The organism is Pseudomonas chaetocerotis, assembly GCF_015712105.2.
GTDB classification, from domain to species: Bacteria; Pseudomonadota; Gammaproteobacteria; order Pseudomonadales; family Pseudomonadaceae; genus Aquipseudomonas; species Aquipseudomonas chaetocerotis.
Genome location: NZ_JACFYX020000004.1, coordinates 299653 through 325565 on the forward strand (window position 1 = coordinate 299653; position 25913 = coordinate 325565).

29 protein-coding genes are annotated in these 25913 nt (G+C 63.5%); 8 read left to right on the forward strand and 21 right to left on the reverse strand.

Annotation, left to right across the window (positions count from 1 at the left end; all coding sequences use genetic code 11):
* Position 1: 1 nt before the first annotated feature.
* Together H3221_RS09605 and H3221_RS09610 are read right to left on the reverse strand one after the other, a co-directional pair.
* Positions 2-448, reverse strand: a complete 447-nt coding sequence (locus H3221_RS09605; RefSeq protein WP_196473989.1) for an HIT family protein — start codon at positions 446-448, stop codon at positions 2-4.
* A gap of 63 nt (positions 449-511) precedes the next feature.
* On the reverse strand, positions 512-985 hold the full coding sequence (locus H3221_RS09610; RefSeq protein ID WP_196473988.1) for an MFS transporter: 474 nt from the start codon (positions 983-985) through the stop codon (positions 512-514).
* 105 nt (positions 986-1090) lie between these two features.
* Here H3221_RS09610 and H3221_RS09615 point away from each other — a divergent pair, with 105 nt between their 5' ends.
* Positions 1091-3133, forward strand: a complete 2043-nt coding sequence (locus H3221_RS09615) for a S9 family peptidase (RefSeq protein ID WP_196473987.1) — start codon at positions 1091-1093, stop codon at positions 3131-3133.
* An 87-nt stretch (positions 3134-3220) separates the two neighbouring features.
* On the opposite strand, the gene H3221_RS09620 is transcribed toward H3221_RS09615, so the two are convergent.
* Positions 3221-3535: a hypothetical protein gene (locus H3221_RS09620; protein WP_196473986.1), complete on the reverse strand. Its 315-nt coding sequence runs from the start codon at positions 3533-3535 to the stop codon at positions 3221-3223.
* An 84-nt stretch (positions 3536-3619) separates the two neighbouring features.
* Between H3221_RS09620 and H3221_RS09625 the strand changes: the two genes are divergently transcribed.
* Both H3221_RS09625 and H3221_RS09630 read left to right on the forward strand, forming a co-directional pair.
* Positions 3620-3961, forward strand: coding sequence for a YajD family HNH nuclease (locus tag H3221_RS09625; protein ID WP_003461667.1), 342 nt, complete (start codon positions 3620-3622; stop codon positions 3959-3961).
* 47 nt (positions 3962-4008) lie between these two features.
* Positions 4009-4479, forward strand: a complete 471-nt coding sequence (locus H3221_RS09630; RefSeq protein ID WP_003461669.1) for an RNA methyltransferase — start codon at positions 4009-4011, stop codon at positions 4477-4479.
* Between the two features lie 35 nt (positions 4480-4514).
* Here H3221_RS09630 and H3221_RS09635 read toward each other — a convergent pair whose 3' ends face one another.
* The 5 genes from H3221_RS09635 to rnd all read right to left on the reverse strand — a co-directional run bounded on the left by H3221_RS09635 (position 4515) and on the right by rnd (position 8932).
* On the reverse strand, positions 4515-5741 hold the full coding sequence (locus tag H3221_RS09635; protein ID WP_196473985.1) for a gluzincin family metallopeptidase: 1227 nt from the start codon (positions 5739-5741) through the stop codon (positions 4515-4517).
* Positions 5742-5842: 101 nt separating this feature from the next.
* The gene (locus H3221_RS09640; protein ID WP_196473984.1) at positions 5843-6292 is read right to left on the reverse strand and encodes a YcgN family cysteine cluster protein; all 450 of its coding nucleotides are present in this window, start codon (positions 6290-6292) and stop codon (positions 5843-5845) included.
* A 136-nt stretch (positions 6293-6428) separates the two neighbouring features.
* Complete coding sequence (locus H3221_RS09645) at positions 6429-7361, reverse strand: D-2-hydroxyacid dehydrogenase (RefSeq protein WP_196473983.1); 933 nt, start codon at positions 7359-7361, stop codon at positions 6429-6431.
* Between the two features lie 147 nt (positions 7362-7508).
* Entirely contained in the window at positions 7509-7802 is a 294-nt protein-coding gene (locus H3221_RS09650; protein ID WP_160018322.1) for a YcgL domain-containing protein, read from the reverse strand.
* Positions 7799-8932, reverse strand: a complete 1134-nt coding sequence (rnd, locus tag H3221_RS09655) for a ribonuclease D (protein WP_196473982.1) — start codon at positions 8930-8932, stop codon at positions 7799-7801. The genes H3221_RS09650 and rnd overlap by 4 nt, the downstream gene beginning before the upstream one ends.
* A 131-nt stretch (positions 8933-9063) precedes the next feature.
* On the opposite strand from rnd, the gene H3221_RS09660 reads away from it, so the two are divergent.
* On the forward strand, positions 9064-10125 hold the full coding sequence (locus H3221_RS09660; RefSeq protein WP_196474184.1) for an SMP-30/gluconolactonase/LRE family protein: 1062 nt from the start codon (positions 9064-9066) through the stop codon (positions 10123-10125).
* Positions 10126-10167: 42 nt separating this feature from the next.
* Here the strand turns inward: H3221_RS09660 and H3221_RS09665 are convergent, their stop codons facing one another.
* Both H3221_RS09665 and gdhA read right to left on the reverse strand, forming a co-directional pair.
* The gene (locus tag H3221_RS09665) at positions 10168-10848 is read right to left on the reverse strand and encodes a spermine/spermidine synthase domain-containing protein (RefSeq protein WP_196473981.1); all 681 of its coding nucleotides are present in this window, start codon (positions 10846-10848) and stop codon (positions 10168-10170) included.
* Positions 10849-11021: 173 nt separating this feature from the next.
* A complete protein-coding gene (gdhA, locus tag H3221_RS09670; RefSeq protein WP_196473980.1) occupies positions 11022-12359 on the reverse strand; it encodes an NADP-specific glutamate dehydrogenase in 1338 nt (445 codons plus the stop codon).
* Positions 12360-12683: 324 nt separating this feature from the next.
* On the opposite strand from gdhA, the gene H3221_RS09675 reads away from it, so the two are divergent.
* The 4 genes from H3221_RS09675 to H3221_RS09690 all read left to right on the forward strand — a co-directional run bounded on the left by H3221_RS09675 (position 12684) and on the right by H3221_RS09690 (position 16467).
* Positions 12684-13538 carry a sulfurtransferase gene (locus H3221_RS09675; RefSeq protein ID WP_196473979.1) on the forward strand — a complete coding sequence of 285 codons (855 nt, stop codon included), beginning with the start codon at positions 12684-12686 and terminating at the stop codon, positions 13536-13538.
* Between the two features lie 198 nt (positions 13539-13736).
* Complete coding sequence (locus H3221_RS09680) at positions 13737-14216, forward strand: hypothetical protein (RefSeq protein WP_196473978.1); 480 nt, start codon at positions 13737-13739, stop codon at positions 14214-14216.
* Positions 14217-14366: 150 nt separating this feature from the next.
* A complete protein-coding gene (locus H3221_RS09685; protein WP_196473977.1) occupies positions 14367-15626 on the forward strand; it encodes an OmpP1/FadL family transporter in 1260 nt (419 codons plus the stop codon).
* Positions 15627-15855: 229 nt separating this feature from the next.
* Positions 15856-16467, forward strand: coding sequence for a response regulator transcription factor (locus tag H3221_RS09690; protein ID WP_196473976.1), 612 nt, complete (start codon positions 15856-15858; stop codon positions 16465-16467).
* On the opposite strand, the gene H3221_RS09695 is transcribed toward H3221_RS09690, so the two are convergent.
* The 11 genes from H3221_RS09695 to cobU form a co-directional block, all read right to left on the reverse strand.
* Positions 16468-18216, reverse strand: a complete 1749-nt coding sequence (locus H3221_RS09695) for a hybrid sensor histidine kinase/response regulator (RefSeq protein WP_196473975.1) — start codon at positions 18214-18216, stop codon at positions 16468-16470.
* Positions 18217-18228: 12 nt separating this feature from the next.
* Positions 18229-19275: a lipase secretion chaperone gene (locus H3221_RS09700; RefSeq protein ID WP_196473974.1), complete on the reverse strand. Its 1047-nt coding sequence runs from the start codon at positions 19273-19275 to the stop codon at positions 18229-18231.
* A gap of 42 nt (positions 19276-19317) precedes the next feature.
* The gene (locus H3221_RS09705; RefSeq protein ID WP_196473973.1) at positions 19318-20244 is read right to left on the reverse strand and encodes an esterase/lipase family protein; all 927 of its coding nucleotides are present in this window, start codon (positions 20242-20244) and stop codon (positions 19318-19320) included.
* Positions 20245-20389: 145 nt separating this feature from the next.
* On the reverse strand, positions 20390-20941 hold the full coding sequence (locus H3221_RS09710; protein ID WP_196473972.1) for a glutathione peroxidase: 552 nt from the start codon (positions 20939-20941) through the stop codon (positions 20390-20392).
* A gap of 205 nt (positions 20942-21146) precedes the next feature.
* Positions 21147-21272 carry a hypothetical protein gene (locus H3221_RS25590; protein WP_263482737.1) on the reverse strand — a complete coding sequence of 42 codons (126 nt, stop codon included), beginning with the start codon at positions 21270-21272 and terminating at the stop codon, positions 21147-21149.
* The gene (locus H3221_RS09715; RefSeq protein ID WP_196473971.1) at positions 21269-22474 is read right to left on the reverse strand and encodes an MFS transporter; all 1206 of its coding nucleotides are present in this window, start codon (positions 22472-22474) and stop codon (positions 21269-21271) included. The genes H3221_RS25590 and H3221_RS09715 overlap by 4 nt, the downstream gene beginning before the upstream one ends.
* Before the next feature lie 52 nt (positions 22475-22526).
* Complete coding sequence (locus H3221_RS09720; RefSeq protein WP_196473970.1) at positions 22527-22931, reverse strand: MarR family winged helix-turn-helix transcriptional regulator; 405 nt, start codon at positions 22929-22931, stop codon at positions 22527-22529.
* Between the two features lie 73 nt (positions 22932-23004).
* Positions 23005-23736, reverse strand: coding sequence for an adenosylcobinamide-GDP ribazoletransferase (locus tag H3221_RS09725; protein ID WP_196473969.1), 732 nt, complete (start codon positions 23734-23736; stop codon positions 23005-23007).
* The gene (gene cobC / locus H3221_RS09730; RefSeq protein WP_196473968.1) at positions 23733-24305 is read right to left on the reverse strand and encodes an alpha-ribazole phosphatase family protein; all 573 of its coding nucleotides are present in this window, start codon (positions 24303-24305) and stop codon (positions 23733-23735) included. Before cobC ends, H3221_RS09725 begins: the two co-directional genes overlap by 4 nt.
* The gene (cobT, locus tag H3221_RS09735; RefSeq protein ID WP_196473967.1) at positions 24305-25360 is read right to left on the reverse strand and encodes a nicotinate-nucleotide--dimethylbenzimidazole phosphoribosyltransferase; all 1056 of its coding nucleotides are present in this window, start codon (positions 25358-25360) and stop codon (positions 24305-24307) included. The genes cobC and cobT overlap by 1 nt, the downstream gene beginning before the upstream one ends.
* Positions 25357-25878 carry a bifunctional adenosylcobinamide kinase/adenosylcobinamide-phosphate guanylyltransferase gene (cobU, locus tag H3221_RS09740; protein ID WP_196473966.1) on the reverse strand — a complete coding sequence of 174 codons (522 nt, stop codon included), beginning with the start codon at positions 25876-25878 and terminating at the stop codon, positions 25357-25359. Before cobU ends, cobT begins: the two co-directional genes overlap by 4 nt.
* Positions 25879-25913: the final 35 nt, after the last annotated feature.

The window sequence follows — 25913 nt, forward strand, 5'->3', positions numbered from 1 at the left end:
ATCAATTCTCCTTGCCGAGGATCAGACGCAAACGATCGGCTTCGTCCTGCAGACGCGCGTCGAGTCGCTTGCGACCCATTGGCAGAAATCGCACCAGCAGTCGCCAGAGCAACGCTGGCAGGTCACCCGGCCGCCGCGGAATCAGGTGTAAATGAAGATGGGGAACGTGCTGATTGGAATCAGGACCATCATTTATCAGCAGGTTGACGCCGTTCTTGCCGTAACCCGCCTCACGCAGTGCAGCGGCCACACGCGCGGACAAGGCCAGCAGACGCTCACGAACCGCTGGCGGCAGATCATGTAGATACGGCGCATGCAGACGACTGACGATCAGCACATGGGCCGGACGCATCGGGAAGATGTCCAGCAGCACGATGAAGTCTTCGTCTTCATACAGACGGTGAGCGGGTAGCCGTCGCTCGGCAATGGCACAGAACACGCAATCCATCGGGCCTCCCTTGCACAAGGCCATCATGCTGAACGCCTGGGTCGGCAGGCGCAAGGGGTCAGATCAAATACGCGGTTCCATACGGCCAGAGCGATCGCGCTCGTAGTCGCGAATAGGCAGGTCGTCGTCTTCTTCCATGCGTTCGCGCAGGGTGCGCGGGTCTTCGTCAGGCTCAGATACCTGTTCGCCCTTGCGTCCTTTCCACCAACGTTCGATGGGCCAGCGAACAGCGACGAACACCAGATACACGGCAAGCGCGATCAAGCTGTAAAGCGCCAGATCAGCGACCGCGCGCCAGGCGTTGTTGCCGACCTTGAGCAATATATCCATGGCGGTAACCGCAAGGGCGGGCGCGAACAGCTCACGTACCGGATCGACGATGGTCGGGCTGAACAGCAGCACGGCAATCAGCACGGCGAGCGGCTCGCGCAGGTAGCGCCACATCCAGCTGGTCAGGCGCATCCACACCAACAGGCAACCCAGGGCGGCAATCCCATAGGCCGCCCAGGCCAGGAGGTAGTCGTTTTCAGTCATCATAAGCAGGCGCCAGCGTGGCAGGTCTGACAAAGGGGCGCTTATGATAGCGGCTTTTGCCCAGCGCGGCGCCCCTGCCGTCGCCCTATCGTTCTCTGGAGCTACGCCATGCCCTCTGCCCCCATCGCCCGCCAGGAAGCCGGCAACGACCCTTATCACTGGCTGGAAAACCGCGACAGCGACGAGGTGCTGGCGCATCTGCAGGCAGAAAACGCTTATCTGGATGCCGTGCTGGAACCTCAACAGGCCCTGCGCGAGCAGCTGTTCGAGGAGATCAAGGGGCGCATTCGCGAGACTGATCTGTCGCTGCCGACGCCCTGGGGCGACTACCTCTACTACCAGCGCACCACCGCCGGGGACGAATATCCGCGGCACTATCGTTGCCGCCGCCCTGCCGATGGCTCACTGGACGTCGACGCGGCCAGCGAAACGCTGTTGCTCGACCCCAACGAGTTGGCCGCCGGTGGCTTTCTGTCCGTCGGCGCATTCAGCATCAGCCCCGACCAGCAGCGCCTGGCCTACAGCCTCGACAGCAGCGGCGACGAAATCTACCGCCTGTTCGTCAAGGAACTGGACAGCGGCCAGATCAGCGAACTGCCCTTCGACGACTGCGACGGCAGCATGACCTGGGCGGGCGACAGCCAGACGCTGTTCTTCACCGAACTGGACGACACCCACCGCCCCTACAAGCTCTACCGTCATCGCCTCGGCGAAGCGGGCGCCACAGCCGTATTCGAGGAAGCAGATGGCCGCTTCTTCCTGCATTGCTACCGTTCCAGCTCCGAGCGTCAGTTGATCCTGCAACTGGGCAGCAAGACCACCAGCGAGGTCTGGGTGCTCGACGCGCAGCAGCCGCAGGGCGACTTCAACTGCCTGGCACCGCGTGAGGAAGGCCACGAATACGATGTCGATCACGGCATGCTGGACGGCCAGTGGTGCTGGCTGATCCGCAGCAACCAGAGCGGCATCAACTTCGCGCTCTATCGCGCCACCGAGGCGCAACCGCAACGCGCGCACTGGCAACAGATTCGCGCGCACGACCCGCAGGTAATGCTCGAAGGTGCCACGCTGAACCAGCGCGCCCTCACCCTTGCCCTGCGTGAGGGCGGCCTGCCGATTCTGGAGGTGCAGCCGCAGGGTCAGGCGCCCTATCACGTGCAACTGCCGGATGCGGCCTACAGCCTCTACGTACAGGACAGCCTGGAGTTTCACAGCCCGGTGATCCGCCTGCGCTACGAAGCGCTGAACCGCCCCGCGCAAGTGCGTCAACTGGAACTGGCCACGGGCGCTCAGCAGGTCCTCAAGCAGACACCGGTGGAAGGTCCGTTCGATGCCGATGCCTATGAGAGCCGCCGCCTTTGGGCCACTGCGGCCGACGGCACGCAGATACCGATCAGCCTGGTGGCGCGCCGCGAGGTATTCGCCGCAGCAAAGCCCGCACCGCTCTATCTCTATGGGTACGGCGCCTACGGCGCGAGCCTCGACCCCTGGTTCTCCCACGCCCGCCTGAGCCTGCTGGATCGCGGTTTCGTCTTCGCCATCGCGCACATACGCGGTGGCGGCGAGATGGGTGAAGCCTGGTACCGTGCCGGCAAGCTCGAGCACAAACAGAACAGCTTCGATGACTTCATCGCCAGCGCCGAACGCCTGATCACCGAAGGTCTGACCACCACCGCGCAACTGGCGATCAGCGGCGGCAGCGCCGGCGGCCTGCTGATCGGCGCCGTGCTCAACCAGCGTCCCGAGCTGTTCGGTGCAGCCATTGCCGAAGTGCCTTTCGTCGATGTGCTCAACACCATGCTCAACCCGGATCTGCCGCTGACCGTGACCGAGTACGACGAATGGGGTGATCCGAACCAGCCCGAGGTATTCGAGCGCATCAAGGCGTATGCGCCCTACGAGAATGTACGCGCCCAGGCCTATCCGCCCATCCTCGCCGTCGCAGGCTACAACGACAGTCGCGTGCAGTACTGGGAAGCGGCCAAATGGGTGGCCAGACTGCGCCGCGACAAGACCGACGCCAACCTGCTGCTGCTCAAGACCGAACTCGGTGCCGGCCATGGCGGCATGAGTGGACGGTATCAGGGCATCAAGGATGTGGCACTGGAGTACGCCTTCCTGTTCCGTGTGCTCGGGATAGCGCACCCGTAGGAGCGGCTGAGGCGGCATTCCGCCTCAGCCGCGATTCCACAAGCATCGTGACTGAAGCGGAATGCCGCCCAACCGCTCCTACGTCGATCACTCCGCCTTGCGCTGCCCGTCCAGCCCCTGGCTATTGCGGCGCAGTTGCTCATCGAGCTGCGGAATCGATTGATCGCCAGTGGATTTCGGCGCAGTCCCTGGGGGCGTTTGTCCCTGGGGCGGCGGTAAGAGGGGCGCCGATCCCTGGCGCTTGATCGTAGTGGGCGTGGAAGGCTGGCCGTAAGGCTGTGGCGTCGCAGTGCCCGGCGCACCTGCCCCAGGCGCGGACGGCATGCGCATCGGTTCCTGAGCCCAGACCAAGCCGCCAAGGCTGGAGGCCAGAATCATCACGGCGAACATAGGCAAGCGCATGACATATCTCCTGTGCAGCTGGCTTTCGTTCTATTCTGGCAACATATCCAGTCAAGCGTTCACCTCCCGATAACAGGTTCTGTCATGAGCACCAATAACAACCGCTACTACCTGTCCGCCCAGGCCGAAGAGGGCTACCGGCAGAAAGCGCTGAAAATGTACCCCCATGTCTGCGGCCGCTGCGCCCGCGAGTTCTCTGGCAAGCGCCTGAGCGAACTGACCGTGCATCACCGCGATCACAACCACCACAACAACCCGGCCGATGGTTCCAACTGGGAGCTGCTGTGCCTGTTCTGTCATGACAACGAACACTCGCGCTACACCGACCAGCAGTATTTCGCCGAAGGCTCCACCGCCAGCCCTCAGGCTGCCAAATCGACCTACAAGGCCTTTGGCGATCTGGCCAGCCTGTTGAAAAAGGACTAGGGCGCGCTGGTCAGCACCGTATAATCGGCGCTTTTGCGAGTGCCACCGTGGCCAACAAACGATACGCCTGCATCGGCCTGTTCAACCCGAAATCCCCGGAAAACGTCGGCTCCATCATGCGTGCGGCGGGCTGCTATGACGTCAGCTCGGTGTTCTACACCGGCACCCGCTACGACCGCGCCAAGGATTTCATCACCGACACCAAGAAGGTTCATCAGGATATCCCGCTGATCAACATCGACGATTTGCGCAAGATCCTGCCGCTGGGTTGCACCCCAGTGGCGGTGGAACTGGTTGATGATGCACGCGCCCTGCCCGCCTATACCCATCCCGACCGGGCGCTGTACATCTTCGGCCCAGAGGACGGCTCACTGCAGCAGGAGATTCTCGACTGGTGTGGCGCTGAAGTCGTGTACATCCCTACTCAGGGCTGCATGAACCTGGCCGCGACGGTCAACGTGGTGCTCTACGACCGCCTGGCCAAAGGTAACAATACTCGCTCCGGCCCCTTGTTCTGACTAGAACCAGCAGACAGGGAGCGAAGCGGTAACACTCATCGCAGCAGCCGCGTATCCAACGTATTCGAAGGACCACCGATGACGTTCTCGGTGATATCGATGAAGTCCTGGGTGCTGACCTTGTCCAGACGCATCAGCCCGCGGGTGACGTCATCCAGCGACAGGTTGCCCTTGTCCTTGGTCTTCTGCCGAATTTCCCGGTCCAGCTCCTGCAACAGCAACACCGCACGCGCCGTGACGGGGCCGCTGGCATTGTCGGTACGCAAACTGCTGACCGGTTTGCTCCAGCGAATCAGTTGCTCGCGGATCTTCTGATAACGGTCTTCACTAATGCCGCCCGCGCGGCGCATCAACTCGATGGCGTAGTACTCGGCCAGGCCTTCGGCGATCCAGTCACTGCGCTCGCGACCATAGATGCGGCCGAACACATGCACCAGTTCATGCACCAGTGAGCTGGTGCCGTTCTCGCTGACCAGGGGACGGTCGGCGTGCATGTAGTAGGAATTGGCCGCCGACAAGCCACCGCGCCACATCGGATTGCCAGCGCCGACGATCAGCAGTTTGTCCGGATCACGCGGGAACACCTGCTGGATCTGCGGCCAGACGAAGGTCAGGAACGTCATGATATCCATGCGCCGCATGCCCTCGCCGATTGGCGCGGAGATGGCAACTTCGGTATCGCCCAGACGAGTACGGCGGGTACCCAGCTTGCCAGCCAGCATCCAGCCGGTCGGGCGGTCGAACCTGCGCTGCGGGTTGTCGATGCGAAAGCGGTTCTTGCCGATGCGCGGCCAGCCGGTCTCGACGCTCTTCCAGCCCTTGGGCAGATCGAACTGCAGGCGCGCCACCAGCTCGGTCTTGTCCTGCTGATCGAGCTTGGCCGCCGGAATCAGGTCGTCGCCCCTGAACAGTGCCCAGTCGTCGGTCATCCTGGCGTCGTAACGCCCTGGCTTGCGTTCGCTGTCGATCAACACGCGGTAGCTCAGTACGCTCTTGCCCTCGCCCGGCTGCCACTTGCCGCGCCCGGCAGCCTCCTGCGACCACTGGCCGTCAGCCTTGAAATCGCTGAAACGCCCGTCTTCGCCAAGATTGAAGTCGAGGCTGCGCACCCGCTCGCCCTTCTCCAGGGTGATGCTGACTTCAGCCTGATTACTCTCGGGCAGAAAGCGCACCCGGTAATCCAGATCGACTTTCTGCGTGGCGGCGAAGGCCGGCAAGCTCAGCAGCAGCAGAGACGCGTACAACGGTAAGCGAAGGGACATCGAGCAAAACTCCTGATGCAGGACGTGGCACCCTATGACAGCTGCGCCACAGGGCAAATTCCATGGACGGGCGACAGATTTGCCACGAAGCCGCGCGCCGATCAACCCGCGCGGAAAATCAGATGATCTTCCCAGTCGTCTTCGGCCACGCTGTTCTCACTGAGCATGCGCCCCGACTGGGAGATGCGTTCGGCGTGCACAGCGTCAGGGTCGCCGCTGACCAGGTGGTGCCAATGCGGCAGATCCTTGCCTTCGCTGACCAGGCGATAAGCACAGGTCGGCGGCAGCCACTGGAACTGATCGGCCTGCGCCGGGGTGAGCTGAATGCAGTCGGGCACATGCCTGACCCGATTAGGATAATCGCTGCAGCGACAGGTCTGCAGGTCCAGCAATTTGCAGGCGATGCGCGTGTAGTAGACGGCGCCGTCGTCTTCGTCCTCGAGCTTCTGCAGGCAGCACAAGCCACAACCGTCGCACAGCGATTCCCACTCGCCCTGATCGAGTTGATCCAGCGTCTTGCATTTCCAGAAGGGTTCGAGGTCAGCAGCCATGGCAGCAGTATGTACTCAGGCGAAAAAAGCGCCGCAGTCTAGCGTGAGGCCCAGCCCCGGCCAAGCGGTGCATGCCGAACGGCGGGGGATTGGGAGCCAGTTGACGCAGGGTGTGCCATGCGCAGCGCTTCGGTGCTCAATAACCGCGGGCGAAATCCACTTCACCCCGTAACGGCTCTCCCGTTTGCCAGCGCGCCAGGTTGTCGATGAAAAGCTCACTCATCAGTGCCGGATCGGTAGGCGCCGAGCTGTGGCCGGTGAGCAGCAGACGCGGCGCTGTCCAGAATGCATGACCGGGCGGCAGCGGCTCTTCGCGACAGACGTCGATCACCGCAGCGGCCAACTGGTTGTGCTCGAGCGCGGCAACCAGATCGGCATCGACCACGGCGACACCGCGCCCGGCATTGATCAGCACCGCCTCTGGGCGGAAATGGGCAAGCAGCCGGGCATCGTACAGATCGTGCGTTGCCGGCGTGTCCGGCAGCAGGTTGACCACGTAATCAGCCCAGGCGACCAGGTGCGGCAGTCGATCCATGGCCGCCACTTCGAGAAATGGCGCCTGCTCACGCGCCTGGCTGGCGACGCCACGCAGCTCCACGCCGAAGGGCTGGAGGAAATCGGCGACGGCCTGACCGATATCGCCACAACCGACCACCAGCACCCGGCGCCCACGCAGGCTGCGCGGCAAGCCGTGATCCCATCGCTGCTCGACCTGCGCCGCCAGCCGGGCCAGCAGACGCCGCTCTTGGGCCAGCAGATGACCAAGCACGTATTCGGCCATCACCTGACCGAAGATGCCGACGGCGCGGGTCAGACGGTAATCACGCGGCAGTCCTTCCGCCAGCAGCGGCGTGATGCCGGCCCAGGTCGACTGCACCCACTGCGGGCGCGCCCCGTCGCGCAACAAGGGCGCGAGCAGATCGGGCTGCCCCAGCCACAGGTCGCAGTCGCCGGCTAGCGCACACAGCTGTTCCAGCTGCGCGCCGGCGACCAGTTGCAGTTCAGGGCAGGTGCTGCGAATGCGCTCGGCGTAGAAGGCATGATCCTCCTCAGCGATCAGCAGGCGCATGACTTACTAGGCCGTTGAAAAACTACCTGCGTTGGCAATACTGCGTTAAAAAAAGCCTCAAAATGCTCATTTACAGCATGTAAACTGCGCTTTTTCGGCTTTTTTTGCCTTGTCTTGCCTGCCTCGCCTACGTTTTTCAAGGGCCTGTTACACCGGATCGTTACGGCGCAGCAGCTCATCGGGCAGATGCTGAATGTACTCCTCCTCAGGAGGCGGCATCTGCAGGTGATAGCCCTGCTTGTCGAGATTTTCCAGCACGGTGGCAATGTCTTCCCGAGACAACTGCCGCTCCGGGCTGAGCACCAGATCGAAGGCGTGTGCAGGCGGGCCGAAAACCGCGAGCAGCCCCTCGGGCACACGCTTCAGGGCATCGGCCTTGAGCACGTAGAGGTACATCTCGTTCTTGCGCGGGCTTTTATAGATGGAACAGATGCGTTTCACGCGGACTCTCCTTCAGCGGCCAGGCAGTCAAGCAGCGCCTGCCCCATCAACTCCCGGCGCCAGCCGCGAAGGGAGTCGGGCAATTGATAAGGACCATTGGGATAGCCGCTTTTCAGCAAGGCCTCCAGTGTCTTCTTGCGCAGCATCAGTTCGGGCACGATATCCAGTCGCTCGCCCTCGCGCTGGCCGACGGCTCGCAGCTTCTTCAACAAGGCCGAGGCTTCGATTGGCAGCGGCTCGGGCAAGGCTTCGGGCCACTGCTCGGGCGGCAATGCGGCCGCCTCGCGAATCAGCTGCAGCAGCGTTTCTCCATCCTGACGCACGGTTTTCGGGTGCATGTCCTCGATCCGCGCCAGCGCTACCAGATTGTCCGGCTGGGTACGTGCCAGCGGCCACAACGAATGCTCACGCAAAACGCGATTGCGTGGCTGGTTGCGCGCGCGCGCCTCGCGCTCACGCCAGGCGCACAGCGCGCGCAGCACAGCCTGCTGCTGACGCGAGAGTTTCCAGGCCAGCTTGGCATCGCGCCAGGCATCTTCCGGCGCGACTTCACGCCCGAGATTGGCGACCAGTTCGGCACCGTCTTCCAGAATCCACTCGACCTTCTGCGGCGCCAGGCGAGCCATCAGGGCGTGGTATACCTCGACGAGATGCAGCACGTCCTCGGCGGCGTAGCGCACCTGCAGTTCGGACAGCGGCCGCTGCAACCAGTCGGAGCGGGTTTCGCCCTTGGGCAATTCGATATCGAGCAAGGCCTGCACGAGACGCGAGTAGCCCATGGAGAAGCCGAGATTGAGGTAACCAGCCGCCAGTTGCGTATCGAACAGCGGTGCCGGCAGGCTGCCGGTCAGGCGGAGAAAGACCTCCAGGTCCTCACTGCACGAGTGCAGCACCTTGACCACGCTCGGCGCTTCGAGCAGCGCGACGAACGGCCGCCAGTCGCCGATGCGCAAGGGGTCGATCAGATAGGCACCATCGCCACCGCTGACCTGCAGCAATCCGGCGATGGGATAGAAGGTGTCGACGCGCATGAACTCGGTGTCCAGCGCGACGAAGGGCAGCGCCTGCCAGGCAGCGCAATGCTCAGCCAGGCTGGCGTCGTCGAGAATCCAGTGAATGTCGTTAGCCACGCGGCTCTCCCGTCTAGAATGCCGCGCAGTATATATGCCCAGGCCATCGCACGGGGCAGCGACCTGCCGCCGATGGCGGGAACTGTGTAATCTGTGCCGCGCACCGCCTCCGACCCGGAAGAACAACAATGCTGAAGAAACTGCTTGCCCTGATCGTCATGCTGCTGGCCGCAGCGGCCAGCTACCTGGCCCTCACCCCTAGCCCGATCGATCCGCTGCCCTGGGATGCCGCTCCCGCCCCGGCGATGACGGGCGCACTGGAGCCCAACGACACCCTGATGAAGGCCGAACTGTTGGCGCGCGGCCAGGTGCATGGCCCGGAAGACACCGCCGTCGATGGCCAGGGCCGGGTATACGCCGGCCTGCATGACGGCCGCATCGTTCGTGTGCTGCAAGATGACAGCCTGGAAACCTTCGCCGACACCGGCGGCCGCCCGCTGGGCATGAACTTCGACGCCAGTGGCAACCTGATCGTCGCCGACGCCTACAAGGGCCTGCTGAGCATCGATCCGCAAGGCGCGATCAAGGTGCTGACCACGGAGGCTGAAGGCTTGCGTTTCGCCTTCACCGATGACCTGGACATCGCCAGCGACGGTACCATCTACTTCAGCGATGCCTCATCACGCTTCGAACAGCCGGACTACCTGCTCGACCTGCTCGAGGCCCGACCGCATGGGCGTCTGCTCAGCTACAACCCAGCCAGCGGCGAGACCCGTGTCTTGCTGAAGGACCTGTATTTCGCCAACGGCGTAGCGCTGTCGGCCAACGAGGACTTCGTGCTAGTCAACGAGACCTATCGCTATCGCATCACTCGTTACTGGCTCAAGGGCGACAAGGCCGGCCTGCACGACATCTTCATCGACAACCTGCCCGGCCTGCCGGACAACCTGCAGGGCGACCGCAACGGCACCTTCTGGGTTGCGCTGCCGACACCGCGCAAGGCCGACGCCGACTTCCTCCATCGCCACCCCTGGCTCAAGGCGCAACTGGCCAAGCTGCCGCGCGCGCTGTGGCCAAAGGCAATCCCTTACGGCTTCGCCATCGCCCTTAACGAGGACGGCGAGATCATCCGCAGCCTGCATGACACCAGTGGTACGCACCTGCGCATGGTGACCTCGGTGAAACCGGTAGGCGACTACCTGTACTTCGGCAGCCTGGACAACGACCGTATCGGCAAACTGCAGATTCACTGAGCAACGCGGTTACCCAGGTCAGTCACGACCTGGGCAGCCGGCTCAGACCTTCTGGGCAATCCAGATGGTGTGCCGCGTGCCCCGATTGCCGTGGGCATACACCTGCACCGCCTCGCCCTTGAAACCGGCCTTGCGCACCTTCTCCGAGAATGCCCGGTCGGCGCTGGACGACCACACTGCCAGCATGCCCTTGGGCCTCAGCGCCTTGGCGCACTGACGCAGGCCGTCCATGCTGTACAGCCAGTCATTACCCTTCTGGGTCAGCCCTTCGGGGCCGTTATCGACATCCAGCATGATCGCGTCGTAGTACTGCTCGGCGGCCTGCAATACCTTGGCGACGTCCTCCTGGATGATCACCGCACGCGGGTCATTCAACGGATAACCGGACTTCGCCCCCAGCGGGCCACGGTTCCACTCGACCACTCCGGGCACCAGCTCGGCCACCGCCACCTCGGCATCCGCAGCCAGATGCTGCAGCGCCGAGGCCAAGGTGAAGCCCATACCCAGACCACCGATCAAGACCCGCACCTTTGGCCGGCCGGCGATCTGCTTGCAGGGAATCGCAGCCAGGGCATCTTCCGAGCCGTGCATACGAGTATTCATCAACTGCCCACCATCGCCGCCAGCGATCTTGATGACGAAATCTTCGCCGTATTCGAAGAGGTTCAACGCGCCATTCGTACCCGGGATCGCAGCGGTGTCGAGCAAGACAAAACGTTTCATGCAGGGCTAGGGCCTGTGTAGCGAGCGTGAGGGCACGCAGCATGCCTGAGCCTGAATCGCTCGAGCAACACAGCCCCGCCAGAAACGACGAAACCCCGTGTTCTCACACGGGGCTTCGTGGCCACAGCGATGCTTTTTCAAACTCTTTTCAAGGTCAGACTTCGCGTCTGGTATCAGACCACGCCTTGCGCCAGCATGGCATCGGCAACCTTGACGAAGCCGGCGATGTTGGCGCCTTTGACGTAATTGATGCGGCCGTTCTCTTCACCGTGATGCACGCAGGCATGGTGGATGTTCTGCATGATGCCGTGCAGACGCTCGTCCACCTCGCCGGCGCTCCAGTGCAGGCGCATGGCGTTCTGGCTCATTTCCAGGCCGCTGGTGGCGACGCCACCGGCGTTGGAGGCCTTGCCTGGTGCGTAGCAGATGCCAGCCTCGACGAACAGGTCCACCGCCTCCAGAGTCGACGGCATGTTGGCACCTTCGGCCACGCAGATGCAGCCATTCTTCAGCAGTGTGCGAGCGTCCTGACCGTCCAGTTCGTTCTGCGTCGCGCAGGGCAACGCGATATCGCACGCCAGGCCCCAGGGCCGCTGCCCAGCGAGAAACTGCAGGCCATAATGCTCGGCCATCTCGCGCAAACGACCGCGACGCACGTTCTTCAGCTCCATCAGGTACCGCCATTGCTCGTCGCTGAGACCACCCTCGGCATACAGCGTGCCCTCGGAGTCGGACATCGAGATCACCCGACCACCCAGCTCAATAACCTTCTGCGCGGCGTATTGGGCGACGTTGCCGGAGCCGGAAATGGCCACGCGCTTGTCCTCGAAGCCCTGGTCGATACGCTTGAGCATCTCCTGCGCGAAGTACACGCAGCCATAGCCGGTGGCTTCCGGGCGAATCAGGCTGCCACCGTAGCTCAGACCCTTGCCGGTCAGCACCGAGGTGAATTGATTGGACAGGCGCTTGTACTGGCCGAACAGGTAACCAATCTCGCGACCGCCAACGCCGATATCGCCGGCCGGCACATCCAGATCGGCACCAATGTGGCGATACAGCTCGGTCATGAAGGACTGGCAGAAGCGCATCACTTCGCCTTCGCTCTTGCCCTTGGGGTCGAAGTCCGCACCGCCCTTACCACCGCCCATGGGCAGCGAGGTCAGCGAGTTCTTGAATACCTGCTCGAAGGCGAGAAACTTGAGCACGCCCAGGTTCACCGAGGGGTGGAAGCGCAGACCGCCCTTGTATGGGCCGATGGCGCTGCTCATCTGGATGCGGTAGCCGCGGTTGACCTGCACCTGGCCACGGTCATCGACCCATGGCACGCGAAACAGGATGGCGCGCTCCGGCTCGACCATCCGTTCGAGAATGCCCGCCTCGCGATAACGCGGGTTGGCCTCGAGGAAGGGCCACAGGCTGCGCACCACCTCTTCTACCGCCTGGTGGAATTCCGGCTGGTCAGGATCACGCTGTTTAAGGCGCGCCAGAAAAGAATCGACGGACAACGACATACGGCACCTCGACACCACGCAAATAAAGTGGCCGGCACTCTAGCAGGCAGCAAGGCACCAAAACAGATCAAAATGTCGCCTTGATGAAACTTTTTAGTGCATCAGCCCACATGCCAAGATTGGAAAGGCCTCTGTAGCGAAATTCAACCGATTTACATAGCGCACCAAATAATGGCCACAAACGCACGAATATCGACCATCGCATTTGCACAACTGACGCCACAGCCCTGCTGAATGAGCTGAAAAGGCGCTTTGCTGGTGGAGTATCGAATAGCAGGCCAGGCGGTATGATGCGGCAAACCCTGCTACGAAACAGGAGGCACCATGCCACTCGCGCAACTGATCAGCACGGAACACCTTCAACAACGTCTGGGACAGGAAAACCTGCTGATCCTGGACTGCCGCTTCGCCCTCGAAGATCCCGCCTATGGGCGTCGCAGCTACCTGGATGGACATATCCCAGGCGCGCATTTCCTCGATCTCGAACAGGACTTGTCCGCGCCAGTGGTCAAGGGCGTCACCGGCCGTCATCCGCTGCCCGACCCAAGCGCACTGGTCGAACGCCTGCGCAGCTGCGGCCTGCGGGCGGACAGCCAGGTGGTGCTGTACGACGATGGCCCCGGCGCCTTCGCGGCGCGCGCCTGGTGGTTGCTGCTGTGGCTGGGCAAACGCGACGGCCTGTACCTGCTCGATGGCGGTTTGAAAGCCTGGCGTGAAGCCGGCCAGGAACTGACCATCGCGCCACCGAGCAACGCTCCCGGTGATTTTTCCGCGCAACCCGACAGCAGCCTGCTGCTGACGGCTGATCATCTGGCCCAGCGTTTGGGCAACCCGGACCTGACCCTGCTCGACGCGCGGGCACTGCCGCGCTTTCGCGGCGAGGTCGAGCCGCTCGACCCGGTCGCCGGCCATATTCCCGGCGCACAATGCGCTGTATTCACCGACAACCTGGGTAGCGATGGCCGCTTCCTTCCGGCAGAGGCACTGCGCGAGCGCTTCGACGATCTGCGCGGCGAGCGCCCAGTGGACAATCTGGTGGCTTACTGCGGCTCCGGTGTCACGGCCTGCCACAACCTGTTCGCCATGAGCCTCGCGGGTTACCCGCTGATACCGCTCTACGCCGGTTCCTGGAGCGAGTGGATCACCGATCCGGCACGGCCGATTGCCACTGGCGACTGACCGGTGGTTTCTAAGCACTAATCGAAATATGCCCAATAACTCAGATCTGGAATCAATTTAAAAACAGTCCTTTACGGCTGAAATATCGCACTAGACTTGAAAATGAGCGGCTAACCCCGCTCCCGGTGGGGCCTTTATCGAAAACCACTAGAAAAGCTGCCACGCGCCCGGCCCCACCGGCACTCTTCCGAGGATGCCATGGGAATTGCCGCCTGCGATCTCAGCCAACATGTAATCCGCCCTACCCTGCTCTATCTCGAACGCCATAGCGCCACGGCCGAAGCGCTGCTGCTTGGGGCTGCGGCCTGTCAGTCGGCACTGGGCAGCGCGCTGGATACCCCGCAAGGTCACGGCCTGTATCGCATCAGCGAACAGCGTCACCAGATACTCTGGGACCAGCATCTGGCATTCGATCCGGAGCTTGCCAGCCGTGTGCGCGGTCTCGCCAGCCAGCACGCCTTTCTTGAAGCGCCACACGTGGAGCTGACGGTCAACCTGCGCTATGCCACGGCCATTGCCTGGCTACTGGTCGAAAGCGAGAAACTCGAGTTGCCAGCCGCCGACGACCTGCTGGCCCTGGGCCGAATCTGGTGCAAGGTTTTTCAGCCACAGGCTCGTCAGGATGACTTTCTCGATGCCTGGCAACGCTGCGTCGAGCCCGTCAGCCGGGTAGCCTGACCGAATCATCAGAAAAATCAGCGTGGAAAATCCACACATTATCAAAACAATTGTCCGACAATCCGCTCTATTTCGGGAACTTCAGCGTCTTGGCAGGGGTCAGGAAAAACTGTAGCGTGCGCCCCCTCGCCTCACCACAGGAGCTTCCCCGTGAGCAAACGTCTTCTCAAGACCGGTCTTGCCATCGCCATCACCGCCACCTCGAGCCATGGTTTCGCCAGCGGCTTCGCCCTCAACGAACAGAGCATTTCCGGCATGGGCACCTCCTTCGCCGGGCGCTCATCATCCGCCGACGACGCCAGCACCGTGTTCGGCAATCCCGCCGGCATGGCGCGCCTCAAGCGCGAAGAAGTGTATGCAGGGGCAGCGGCGATTCATGCCAAGAGCGATATCGACCGAGTCAGTGCCCGCTCTCCGGTCGGCTCGATCAGCGGCGGCAACGACGGCGATATGGTGCCGACCACTGGCGTACCCATGGGCTACTACGTCAAGCCACTGGACGAGAAGGTCGCCTTCGGTATCGGCGTCTACGTGCCCTTTGGCCTGATGACCGACTACGAGAGCAGCTTTCAGGGCCGCTACTACGCCGACAAGAGCTATGTGCGGGTGATCACCGTGCAGCCGACCCTGAGCTATCGCTTCAACGACAAGCTGTCGGTGGGTTTCGGCCCGACCTTCAATCACATCGAAGGGGAACTGACCTCCTCACTGTTCACGCCGCTCGGCGATGGCAAGGTGAAGGTCAAGGGTGATGACGTGGCCGTGGGCTTTAACGCTGGCGTGCTCTACGAGTTCACCCCACAGACCCGCGCCGGCCTGACCTACCACTCGCGCGTCAAGTACGAGCTGGAGGGCGACACCCGTGTCGAAGCGTCGCCGCTGGCCGGCATCGCAGGCAAGTACGACGCCAATCTGGACCTGACCACGCCCGAGTCGGTGGACCTGTCCATCACTCACGATCTGAGCGATGCGCTGACGCTGTATGTCGGCAGCACCTGGACGCGCTGGAGCCGCTTCAAGGAAATCCGCGTCGAGAACGACTCCGCAGCGCTGCCGGCCAACCTCTCCACCATCGTCGAAGAGCAGAACTGGCACGACACCTGGGCCCATGCGGTCGGCCTGTCGTACAAGGTCAGCCCGCAGTGGACGCTGCGCACCGGTATCGCCATTGACCAATCGCCGACCAACAACGTCGATCGCTCGCCGCGCGTGCCCTCCGGTGACCGCACCATCTTCAGCGTCGGCGCCGGCTGGAGCCCCAACCCGGACATGACCATCGACGTGGCATACTCCTACCTGCAGGAAGAGTCGGTGGACGTGAACCACGTCAGCGCTACCCGTGGCACCTACCGTGCGCGCTACAAGAACAGCGCTCACGGCCTGGGGGCTTCACTCAGCTACCGCTTCTAATCGAGGCGCGGCAATGGCTAACAGCCTATTGAAAACTACCTCGGCTTTGGCTTCCTGCGTCGCTCTACCTCCTGCATCCATGCAGTCGTGCGTTGCCATTGCTGCGTTAAAAACAGCCTCGCGTGCGAGCCCAGTCAAAATGCTCATTTACAACACCCGCTTCTAATCGAGAAGCGGCATTGGCTAAACTCACGCGGCAGAACAACAATAAAAGCCGCGTGAGAACGTCATGACAGCCCTCTGCACTACCCTGCCCGACAATCTTCGCCTGCTGCTGGTCGACGACCACCGCATCTTCCTCGACGGCCTTTCCCTGGCCTTGTCGCCACTGAGCCAGAACCTGCAGATCCACACCGCGCACAGCGCTGCAGAAGCAGAACAGTGTCTACGCCAGCATGGCTACGACCTGATCCTGCTCGACCTGCGCCTGCCTGACGAACCTGGCATCGAGCTACTGCAGCGCTGGCTGGCGCGCGGTGATAGCACGCCGGTGGCGATTCTCAGCGCCAGTGATTCCGCACTGGAGGCACAAGCGGCGCTGGCCGCTGGCGCACTCGGTTTCATTCCCAAGAGCGCCGATGGCCATGCGCTGCGTCAGGCGGTGACCCGCGTCTTGCTGGGTGAAACCCTGCCAGCACCAAGCCGCCCATCACCGCTGACACCCAGGCAGTTGGAGATTCTCCAGTTACTGGCAGAAGGCTTACCGAACAAGGCCATCAGCCGCGAGCTGGGCCTGGCCGAAGACACAGTAAAAACGCACCTCAAGGCGCTGTTCGAAACCTTCGCCGTGCATACCCGCACCGCCTGCGTCAGCGCCGCCCGTCAACGCGGCTGGCTGTGATCAGCTGAGCACCTGGCGTGCTTGCAACTGAGTGGCCAGCACCTGGCGTAAACGCGCCGGCAACAAGGGCTTGCCCAGAGGAATGACGTGCGCCGGCAGACAGCGTTCATGCAGTTCCGGGCTCAGATCAGCCGTGATCAGCAACGCCGGCAACATCTGCCCAGCCGCCTCACGCAGTCGTTCGATGGCCTGCAGCCCGTCGCCCCGCTCAGCCAATCGATAGTCGCTGATCAGCAACTGCGGCACCTCCTGACGCAGCGCCTGCAGCGCACCGGCCAGATCGGCGCAGGCCTGCACCTGGCAACCCCAGCGACGCAGCAAGCCGGCCATTGCTTCGCGCCCGGTGGCGTCGTCTTCGAGCAACAGCACGCGCCCACGCAATGCCAGCGCAGCATCGACACGTGGCGCCGGCGCCGGTACCTCGGCCAATGGCAGGCGCAGGACGAAACACGCACCGGCGTCAGGTCGGGAATGTAGCCGCAGGGGATGCTCCAGCACCTCAGCCAGCTGCCGCACGATGGCCAGGCCGAGACCGAGTCCGCGTTCGGCATTACGTCCGGGATTGTCCAACTGACGAAACTCCTCGAACACCAACGCCTGCTCCGCCTCGCTTAGACCGCAGCCATCGTCCGCCACCTCCAGCACGATCTCGTCGCCATCGCGCCGCGCACTCAGCTTCAGGTGCCGCGCCTGTGCGTGTAGCAGCGCATTGTTGAGCAGATTGCGCAGCAGTCGCTCCAGCAGCAGTGGATCGCTGTACACCCCGCACTCGTCACAGTGCAGCTCAAGTTGCAGCCCTTGCTGCTGCGCCTGCGGGGCCACTTCGGCCATCAGCCGTTCGAGCAACGGGTGCAGGGCGAAGGCATGGGGTCTGGCCTGCACGCCACCGGGCAAGGTCAGGCGGGTGTAGTCGAGCAACGATTGCAGCAGACGCCCCAGCTGCTCTACCGAAGCGGCCAGACGCGCGCTGATGCGCCGAGTCTGCTGGTCACCGCCCTGCTCCACCAGGTGTTCAGCGTACAATCCCATGGCGTTGAGCGGCTGACGCAGGTCGTGACTGGCCGCCGCCAGCAGGCGCAGCTTGCGTGCGTCATCGGCTTCGGCGCGCTGGCGCGCCAGGTCGAGCAGGCGCAGGTTCAGCCAGGCGCCGCGCTGCCCGTGCTCCTGCATGTAGGCACCCACGCTGCCGATCAGGTTGGCGCAGAACAGAAACAGGCCCTGGTAGGCCAGCTCGCCGCCGGTTTCACCGAACAGCACGCCCATGCCGATGAAGAGCAGGCAGAAGCTCCAGCTGCACAGGCTGATAGCCCGAAACGACAGCCCCAGCAGGGCGTAACCGAACAGCAGGATGAGGAACAGGCCGTCGTAGGGCATCGCCACGCCCTGCTGCCAGCACCGATGCACGATCAGCGCGACGCTGAAACCGTTGACCCAGTAGGCTGCGGCGTAGGCCAACGGCACCCTGGTAGGCGGCACATCGCGGCGTCGACAGTAGAAGAAGGACAGCACCACCGCGGCCAGCGCCAGCAGGCGCAACGGTAACACCGAGAGACTGACCGTCAGCGGCATCAGCAGAAAATCCAGCAGCGCATAGATGAGCTGAAACAAGGCGGCGGTAGGCGCGATCAGGGGCAGACGTCGACGAATACGCTGCACCCGATGCTGGGCAAACCCAGCCTCCAGCTCGGCGACGAAACGCAGCGAGCGATAGCCACGGCGCTGCTGGGCCAACAGCAGGCGCTCGCTCATGGGTGGCATCCGTCAGGGGTCGAGCGGCTCCGGCTGTTTCGCGGCAATGGCGTCATAGGTTTCCACACGGTGTCGGTCTTCACTGCTGAACAGCCGCTCGCGCAGTTGGCGCTGCAGTTGCTCGCCATCTGCCTCGCTCAGCCCCCGACCTTGCAGGCTGGCCAATTCATTGCGATAGGCCTGGTAATGCTGCTGCCAGTCGCGCTCGCGACGCTGCTCATCCAGCAGGCGCTGCACGGTGTCCGGATCATAGGTCATCGCCAGGAAATCGCGCACCTGTTGCTCGTCCGCACCATCACGCCAGAGTTGCTCGCTACGCTGCAGTTGCTCCAGGGCCAGCTGCTGGCGTTGCTCGCTTGCTCGCAGCGCATCGGGTAGTCGCTCACGCAACTGTTCGAGCATCTGCGTGCGCTGCGCCTCGCCGAGGTCATCACGCTGCTGCACTGCCAGGCTATCGAGGGTGTAACGGGCATAGGCCTGTTCGGCGCCAAACAGCGCTTCCTGCGCAGCGGCAGAAAAATGTGCGCGGCGCAGCTCGTCCAAACGCGCGAAAGCCGACTGCAGGGCCTGCAACTGAGCCTGCGGTTCGACCTGCTGCCAAGCCTCCAGCGGCTGCTCCATCAGCGCCATGCTGGCGCGCTTGTAGTCCAGGTAATCACCCAACAGGCTGATCATCTGCCCAAGCGCCGGTTCCGGCAGACGCCGTCCTGCATCGGCCAATAACACCTCGATCACCGCATCGAGCCCGGAATGATCGACCGCGCTGAGGAAGTAATCGAAGTAATCGCGAACCGCCAGATCCAGCAGCAGATTGCCGGCCGCGTCGGTTTTCAGCTGGCCATCGACCTCGGTACCAGCCAGGCTGGGCAAGGTCGCGGCTATTGCCGGTTGCGCCTTGGCGGCGGAAGCCGAAACCTGCTCGATCGACGACTGCCGCGACGGCACGGCGACAGTGGCAGCAGGCTGTACTTCAGGCACTGCTGCCGGCCAACGCCAGTACAGGGTAAAGCCACCAACCAGCACCACGACAACCAGGGAAAGACCGAAGAATCTGGACATGCGACCTCACTGCGGCGAGTTGCCCCGCCGCGCTCATCAGGATCAGACGCCCTTGTTCTTCAGGCGATTGGCATGTTGGCGATACAGCGATACCGGCTCGGTCCAACCGCGAATACCGAACAGGTGGTTGATCGCATCGACGTGATTCATGTTGTAGCTGTCGCCGATCACCTGACCCAGGTAAGTGGAGCAGACGCCCACCAGACCGTCGTTCTTCTCGCTGCCGAATACCAGGCCAGTGAAGGCCAGGAAGGGATCGGCCGCGTCGAGCACGTTGGTATAGGCGGCATTACCGGTCCAGGAGTAATAGCGGATGCTGTGCCCACGCACGCTGTGCACCTCGCTGGACTTGGCACAGTAGCTGCTGGTGTTGACGCCCCACGGGTGGCGACTGTTCAGCGCGCTGGTGCCTGCGGTGGTCAGAGTGCCCAGCGCGTTGATGCCGTTTTGCGGGTTGCTCGACCCGGACAGCAGATTGATCACCGCACCAAGGGCGTTGGCGATGGCATTGGCGCCGCCTTCGATACCGCTGCCTGGCGGTAGCACACCGCGCACCACGTCAGCGACCTTGGAGCCCTTGTTGACGCCGTTGATCGAGGTCACCGAGGCCACCAGATCGGGTCGCAGCGAAGCCGCCACGCGTGATGTCGGCGAGCCTTGGCTATGGCCGATCAGGTTGACCTTGCCACCACCGGCTGCGGCCCAGGGCACGATCTGCCGGGCCAGCTCGGCGCCACGCTGCTCGCTGTCATTGAAGGCAGCGACACTGGCGACGTGTACCCGGGCGCCGTCGCGCTCGAGGTTCCAGGGAATGGTATGGAAGTAATTGACCAGTCCGCCGATGGTATTGAACCCGGTCACGCCGTGTACCAACACGATCGGATATCGGGTCTTGGTGTAGTTGGCCTGGGCATCGACGGCGCCAAGCAGAGCGAGTGTTGCCAGGGCAGTGGTATAGACGCGACGCATGGGTGCCTCCTTATTGTTCTTGTGGGCACGCCGGTTGAACTGCGTCCGGCGCCTGGCCAGTCTAGGCAGGCAGACGGACACGGCCCATCGCCCAGATGGGTGAAGGGCCTTGAAGCGGAAAGGCTCAGAGCCTGTTCAGAGAGTCTCAGGGTTGCGAGGCGATCGCCTTTTCGACGGCCGCGATCAACTCGGGATCGTCAGGCTTGGTCAGGCTGGAGAAACTCGCCACCACCTTGCCCTGCCGGTCGACCACGTACTTGAAGAAGTTCCAGCGCGGCTGCCGGCTCTGCTCGGCCAGTCCCTTGAACAACGGGATGGCATTGGCACCGGAAACCGGCTGAGGTTCGGTCATGGCGAAGGTCACTCCGTAGTTGACGTAGCAGACGGTGGCCGTCTCCTTGCTGTCGGCCGACTCCTGACGGAAGTCGTCGGACGGCACGCCCAGCACTTCCAGGCCCTGATCCTTGTAGCGCTGGTACAGCGCTTCGAGCCCTTTGAATTGTGGGGTGAAGCCGCAAAAGCTGGCGGTATTGACCACCACCAGCGGCTTGCCCGCGTACTGACAGAGATCGATGCTGGCGTCCTTGCTACGCAGTTTGGGCAGCTCACCCTGGAGCATGGCCGGGCACTCTGCGGCCAGCGCTGGCAACGCCAGGCTGGACAGCAACAGGGAACAGGCAAGACGACGAAGAAACATGGCAGTGACCTCAGGCGATGACGCGATCTCACCACGCTACTCGCAGGCCCAACCGCAAGCAACTCGGGTCTGTACGAAAAGTCGTCGAGCGAAGGTCAGGCCAGGCAAAAACGGGGGAGGAAGCGGAGTTTACGAGTTGTAAATGAGCATTCCGAACCCGTTTTTAACGCAGCATCACCGAGCGCAGGCACTTATCGTGCAGAACCTAGCAGATACCGACGCCCAACTGCAGCAGAGCCAGCCCACCCTGACGCCAGCCCCACCAGGCCAACGCCAACAACAGGCCAAGGCCCAGCGTCAGACCGGAGAAGAGTAATACCTTGTGACTCACGCCGGCGCACCTTGCAGACGCGCCACCGGCACCTCACGCACCGGCCAGTTCAGCGCTGCGGCCATCACACTCAGGCCGATGGAGATCTGCCAGACCAGGTCGTAGCTGCCGGTGGTGTCGTAGAGGTAGCCACCCAGCCAGCCACCCAGGAAGGAGCCGAGCTGGTGGAAGAGGAAGACGATACCGCCGAGCATCGACAGATTGCGCACGCCGAACAGGGTCGCCACGGTACCGTTGGTCAGCGGTACCGTGGACAGCCACAAGAGGCCCATGGCGATGCCGAACAGGTAGGCGCTCCACTGCGTCAGCGGCGCCAGCAGAAACAGCGTGATCACTACCCCACGCAGCAGATACAGGATACTGAGCAGGCGCGGCTTGGACATGCGCCCACCGAGCCAGCCAGCGATGTAGGTGCCAAAAATGTTGAACAGCCCCACCAACGCCAGCACCGTGGTGCCGGTCACCGCCGGCAGGTGGTGATCGACCAGATAGGCCGGCAAGTGCACGGCAACGAACACCACCTGAAAGCCACAGACGAAGAAGCCCAGCGCCAGCAGCCAGAAACCGGAATGACTGGTCGCCTCGCGCAGCGCTTCGACCAGCGTCTGCTGCGGCCCATTGCTCACGGGTGGCGGTGCTTCCTTGATCATCACCGACAGCGGAATCATCAACGCCACCAGCAGCCCCAGGGCCAGCAGTGCCGCCGACCAGCCGAGCCAGCCGATCAGGCCAAGCGTGCCAGGCAGCATGGCGAATTGACCGAAGGAGCCAGCCGCGGCAGCAATGCCCATGGCCATGCTGCGTTTTTCCACCGGCACGGCGCGACCGACCACGCCGAGAATCACCGAGAACGACGTGCCGGACAGACCGATGCCGATCAGCAGGCCTGCGCTCAGCGATAACGACAGCGGGGAGTCGGCCATGCCCATGCACACCAGCCCCAGCACATAGAGCACGCCGCCAATGACGATCGCCTTGCGCGCGCCGAAACGGTCGGCCAGCGCACCGGTGATCGGCTGGGCCAGGCCCCAGATCAGGTTCTGCAGGGCGATGGCGAAGGCGAACACTTCACGGCCCCAGCCGAACTCCGCACTCATCGGCGGCAGGAACAGGCCGAAGCCATGGCGCGTGCCGAGCGACAGCGCCAGGATCAGCGAGGCGCCGAGCAGCAGCCAGGTGGTTGAACGCCATGCAGTTGTCATCGGTATCTCCAGCGGACGGTCGCCTGCGACCGTATAGGCAGTGGTGCGGCCATCAGGCCAGTTCCTCGAGCAGGCTCATCAGCTCGGCGCGACGATCTGCGCCTAACCGGGCATTGAGCTCACGCTGCGCGTGTTCCCACAGCGGCAGCGCCTGTTCGATGCGTTGCAGGCCGGCTTCTGTGAGCCGTACCTCGCGTGCGCGCAAATCGCGCCCTTCTCCCAGTTGCACGAGCCCCTGTTCCTCCAGCACCCGCAGGTTGCGCCCGAGCGTGCTGCGATCGAGCCCCATGGCTTCGGCCAGCAGGGAAATGCTCGGCTGACCGAGCCGCTGCACATGGCGTAGCAGGGAAAACTGCGCGGCACCCAAGCCGACGGCAGCCAGGGCATCGTCGTAGCGGCGCGTGACACCACGACTGGCGCGGCGCAGTTGGGTACAGAGACAGGAGGTCGGCAACATGAATGCAGGTATATACCCGCATCAGCGATTGGCACTCATACAGTTGCCGGCCGCCTCGCCATAACAGTTGTGATCAGAGACTCAGGGCCAGCGCCAGAAGCACCGTACACTCGGCCAGTTCGACCAGCGCACCGGCCGTATCGCCCGTGGTGCCACCGAGGCGTGACAGCAACGCGCGGCGCAGCCAGACGAACAGCAGCAAGCCCGTCGCCAGCGCCAGCAGCCCCGGCCAGCCGAACAGCAGCATGCCCAGCAGATGCGCGCCCAGCACCCAGGGCAGTTGCCTGCGCGGCAGATGATCGACCAGGGCCTGGCCCAGCCCACCGGCCCGCACGTAAGGCGTGGTCGCCAGCAGCAGCGGCAACAGGCTGCGCCCCAGCCAGGGCAGCAGCAACAGGTAGATGCCCTGCCCGCCTTGCAAGAGCGTGAACAGCGCAGTGAACTTGAGCAACAGCAGCAGCATCAGCACCACGACCGCAATGGGACCGCTGCGCGGGTCCTTCATGATTGCCAGGGTACGTTCGCGATCACCGAAACCACCGACCCAGGCATCAGCCGTGTCGGCCAGGCCGTCCAGATGCAGGCCGCCGCTCAACCCCACCCAGAGCGCCAGAATGATCGCCGCCTGCAATAACGCCGATGTCTGCCCCAGCAGCAGATGGGCGAGCCACAGCAGCAGACCGAGCAGCAATCCAACGACCGGATACCAGAGCAGCGAGCGCCCCATCTGCTCGGGCGTGGGCATGCCCGGCAGGCTGACCGGCAGACGCGTGAGGAACTGCAAGGCGATCAGCAACGCGATCATGACAACTCCGTCAGTTGCCCATCGGCATCCAGGCTCAGGCGAAAACGCTGGGCATAGCCGACGTTGACCTGCAGCAGATCCTGGCGTGGCAGACCGCGCGCGCGCGCCAGCAGCAGGCGCATCACGCCGCCGTGAGTGACCAGCAGCAGGCGCTCACCCGCGTGGTGCTGCTGTAACCGCTGCAAGGCAGCCAGCACACGCGCCTCGAACTGCAGCAACGGCTCGCCATTGGGCGGTGTGAACGCATAGGGATCGGCCCAGAAGCGGCCCAGCGCCTCAGCATCGCTGTCCATCAGCTGTGCAGCAGTGCGACCTTCCCAATCACCGAAATGCAGCTCTTGCAGATCAGCCTCGTAATGCAGCGGCAAGGCATTGGCCAGCGCAACTTCCTCGGCGAAACGCGCGCAGCGCTGCAATGGCGAGCTGACCAGGCGATCCCAGGGGCCGGCGCCCTGCACCGCGTCGCGCAGCTGCGCCCAGCCCTGCTCGGTCAGCGCATCATCCAGGCTGCCACGCAGCCCACCACCCAGCTCGGTCTCACCGTGACGCAGCAATTCCACATACAGCATCAGCTCGGTCTCTCGGCGACAGCAGCTTCGGCGAAGGTCGCCATCTGCCCGTGCAGGGCACAGGCCAGACGCAGCAGCGGTACCGCCAGCGCGGCGCCACTGCCTTCACCCAGGCGCAAGCCCAGCTCCAGCAGCGGTTCGGCCTTCAGCGCCTGCAACACGCGAACATGACCCGGCTCGGCGCCATGGTGGGCGAACAGCAGCCAGTCACGGCAGCCGGGATTCAGGCGCACGGCGAGCAAGGCTGCAACGCTGCAGATGAAGCCATCGACCAATACCGCAACACCCTGCTGCGCAGCGGCCAGATAGGCACCCGTGAGCGCGGCGATCTCGAAGCCACCCAGGTGGATAAGCGCCTGCAACGGCCCGTCGATCTGCGTGCGGTGCAGAGCCAACGCAGCATCGATCACCCGCGCCTTGTGCGCCACGCCGGCACCGTCCAGCCCGGTGCCTGGGCCTGCCAGTTCGCTCGCCGGGCACCTCAGCAGCCAGCAGGCCAGCGCCGCCGCCGCCGTGGTATTGCCGATGCCCATCTCGCCACCGATGAACAGGTCGCAACCAATGGCCCGCGCGCGCTGGATGCTGTCGCGACCGGCCTCCAGGCAGGTCATCACCTGCGCCGGGCTCATGGCTGGGCCATGGGCGAAATTCTGCGTACCGGCACCGACCTGCAGATGATGCACGCCAGGCAGCGGCGGCAGCGGCTCGGCTGTACCCAGATCGATGACTTCCAATTCTGCATCCAACTGACGCGCCAGTACGCTGATCGCCGCACCGCCCGTGACGAAGTTGGCCAGCATCTGCCCTGTCACCGCCTGCGGGTAGGCGGAAATTCCTTCGGCCACCACGCCATGGTCACCGGCAAAGATGGCGATCCACAATGTGTCCAGGCTCGGCCGCTCGCGCCCCTGCAGCGCGGCCAGATGGACCGCGAGACGCTCCAGCCGCCCCAGCGAACCCGCCGGCTTGGTCAATTGCTGCTGACGCGTCTCGGCCTTGCCCCGCGCAACATGATCGAGCGGCTGACAAGGCCCTTGCCACCATTGCAGGCTCATAACGCATTCCCCTTCAACACCATGGGCAAACCGGCGACGGTGAACAGCACGCGCTGGCTGCGCTCGGCCAGCGCCTGGTGCAGCCAGCCGGCCTCATCGACATAACGGCGGGTCAGCTCGCCCAGCGGCACCACCCCCAGCCCGGTTTCGTTGCTGACCAGCAGGATGCGCCCGGGCAGCTCTTCCACACTGACGAGCAGTGCATCGCGTTCGACTGCCAGCCGAGCCGGATCGTCCTGCATCAGCAAATTGGTCAGCCACAGGGTCAGACAGTCCACCAGCAGACAGCGCCCGGGCGCGGCCTGTTCGCGCAGCACCTGGGCCAGCGCCAGCGGTTCCTCGACCAGCGCCCAGTGCGCCGGACGACGCGCGCGATGCTGAGCGACGCGCGCATTCATCTCGCCATCGAGCGGCTGGCTGGTGGCGATGTACACGACGTCCAACCCGGACTCGTCGGCCAGCTTCTCCGCCAGCCGGCTCTTGCCGGACCGGGCACCACCGAGTATCAATTCAAGCATCTTCACTCCGTAGGATGCGCCCTGCGCCCCCCTCA

Bases quoted from the DNA above. Each gene is read 5' to 3' on its own strand.
- H3221_RS09640 (WP_196473984.1), bottom strand. From the start codon at position 6,292: ATGGCTGCTGACCTCGAACCCTTCTGGAAATGCAAGACGCTGGATCAA.
- H3221_RS09625 (WP_003461667.1), top strand. From the start codon at position 3,620: ATGAGCACCAATAACAACCGCTACTACCTGTCCGCCCAGGCCGAAGAG.
- H3221_RS09605 (WP_196473989.1), bottom strand. From the start codon at position 448: ATGGATTGCGTGTTCTGTGCCATTGCCGAGCGACGGCTACCCGCTCAC.
- H3221_RS09665 (WP_196473981.1), bottom strand. From the start codon at position 10,848: ATGAAACGTTTTGTCTTGCTCGACACCGCTGCGATCCCGGGTACGAAT.
- H3221_RS09680 (WP_196473978.1), top strand. From the start codon at position 13,737: ATGGGAATTGCCGCCTGCGATCTCAGCCAACATGTAATCCGCCCTACC.
- H3221_RS09635 (WP_196473985.1), bottom strand. From the start codon at position 5,741: ATGTCCCTTCGCTTACCGTTGTACGCGTCTCTGCTGCTGCTGAGCTTG.
- cobU (WP_196473966.1), bottom strand. From the start codon at position 25,878: ATGCTTGAATTGATACTCGGTGGTGCCCGGTCCGGCAAGAGCCGGCTG.
- H3221_RS09615 (WP_196473987.1), top strand. From the start codon at position 1,091: ATGCCCTCTGCCCCCATCGCCCGCCAGGAAGCCGGCAACGACCCTTAT.
- H3221_RS09725 (WP_196473969.1), bottom strand. From the start codon at position 23,736: ATGATCGCGTTGCTGATCGCCTTGCAGTTCCTCACGCGTCTGCCGGTC.
- H3221_RS09690 (WP_196473976.1), top strand. From the start codon at position 15,856: ATGACAGCCCTCTGCACTACCCTGCCCGACAATCTTCGCCTGCTGCTG.
- H3221_RS09710 (WP_196473972.1), bottom strand. From the start codon at position 20,941: ATGTTTCTTCGTCGTCTTGCCTGTTCCCTGTTGCTGTCCAGCCTGGCG.
- cobC (WP_196473968.1), bottom strand. From the start codon at position 24,305: ATGCTGTATGTGGAATTGCTGCGTCACGGTGAGACCGAGCTGGGTGGT.
- H3221_RS09695 (WP_196473975.1), bottom strand. From the start codon at position 18,216: ATGAGCGAGCGCCTGCTGTTGGCCCAGCAGCGCCGTGGCTATCGCTCG.
- cobT (WP_196473967.1), bottom strand. From the start codon at position 25,360: ATGAGCCTGCAATGGTGGCAAGGGCCTTGTCAGCCGCTCGATCATGTT.
- H3221_RS09675 (WP_196473979.1), top strand. From the start codon at position 12,684: ATGCCACTCGCGCAACTGATCAGCACGGAACACCTTCAACAACGTCTG.
- H3221_RS09645 (WP_196473983.1), bottom strand. From the start codon at position 7,361: ATGCGCCTGCTGATCGCTGAGGAGGATCATGCCTTCTACGCCGAGCGC.
- H3221_RS09715 (WP_196473971.1), bottom strand. From the start codon at position 22,474: ATGACAACTGCATGGCGTTCAACCACCTGGCTGCTGCTCGGCGCCTCG.
- gdhA (WP_196473980.1), bottom strand. From the start codon at position 12,359: ATGTCGTTGTCCGTCGATTCTTTTCTGGCGCGCCTTAAACAGCGTGAT.
- H3221_RS09700 (WP_196473974.1), bottom strand. From the start codon at position 19,275: ATGTCCAGATTCTTCGGTCTTTCCCTGGTTGTCGTGGTGCTGGTTGGT.
- H3221_RS09705 (WP_196473973.1), bottom strand. From the start codon at position 20,244: ATGCGTCGCGTCTATACCACTGCCCTGGCAACACTCGCTCTGCTTGGC.
- H3221_RS09620 (WP_196473986.1), bottom strand. From the start codon at position 3,535: ATGCGCTTGCCTATGTTCGCCGTGATGATTCTGGCCTCCAGCCTTGGC.
- H3221_RS09720 (WP_196473970.1), bottom strand. From the start codon at position 22,931: ATGTTGCCGACCTCCTGTCTCTGTACCCAACTGCGCCGCGCCAGTCGT.
- H3221_RS09610 (WP_196473988.1), bottom strand. From the start codon at position 985: ATGATGACTGAAAACGACTACCTCCTGGCCTGGGCGGCCTATGGGATT.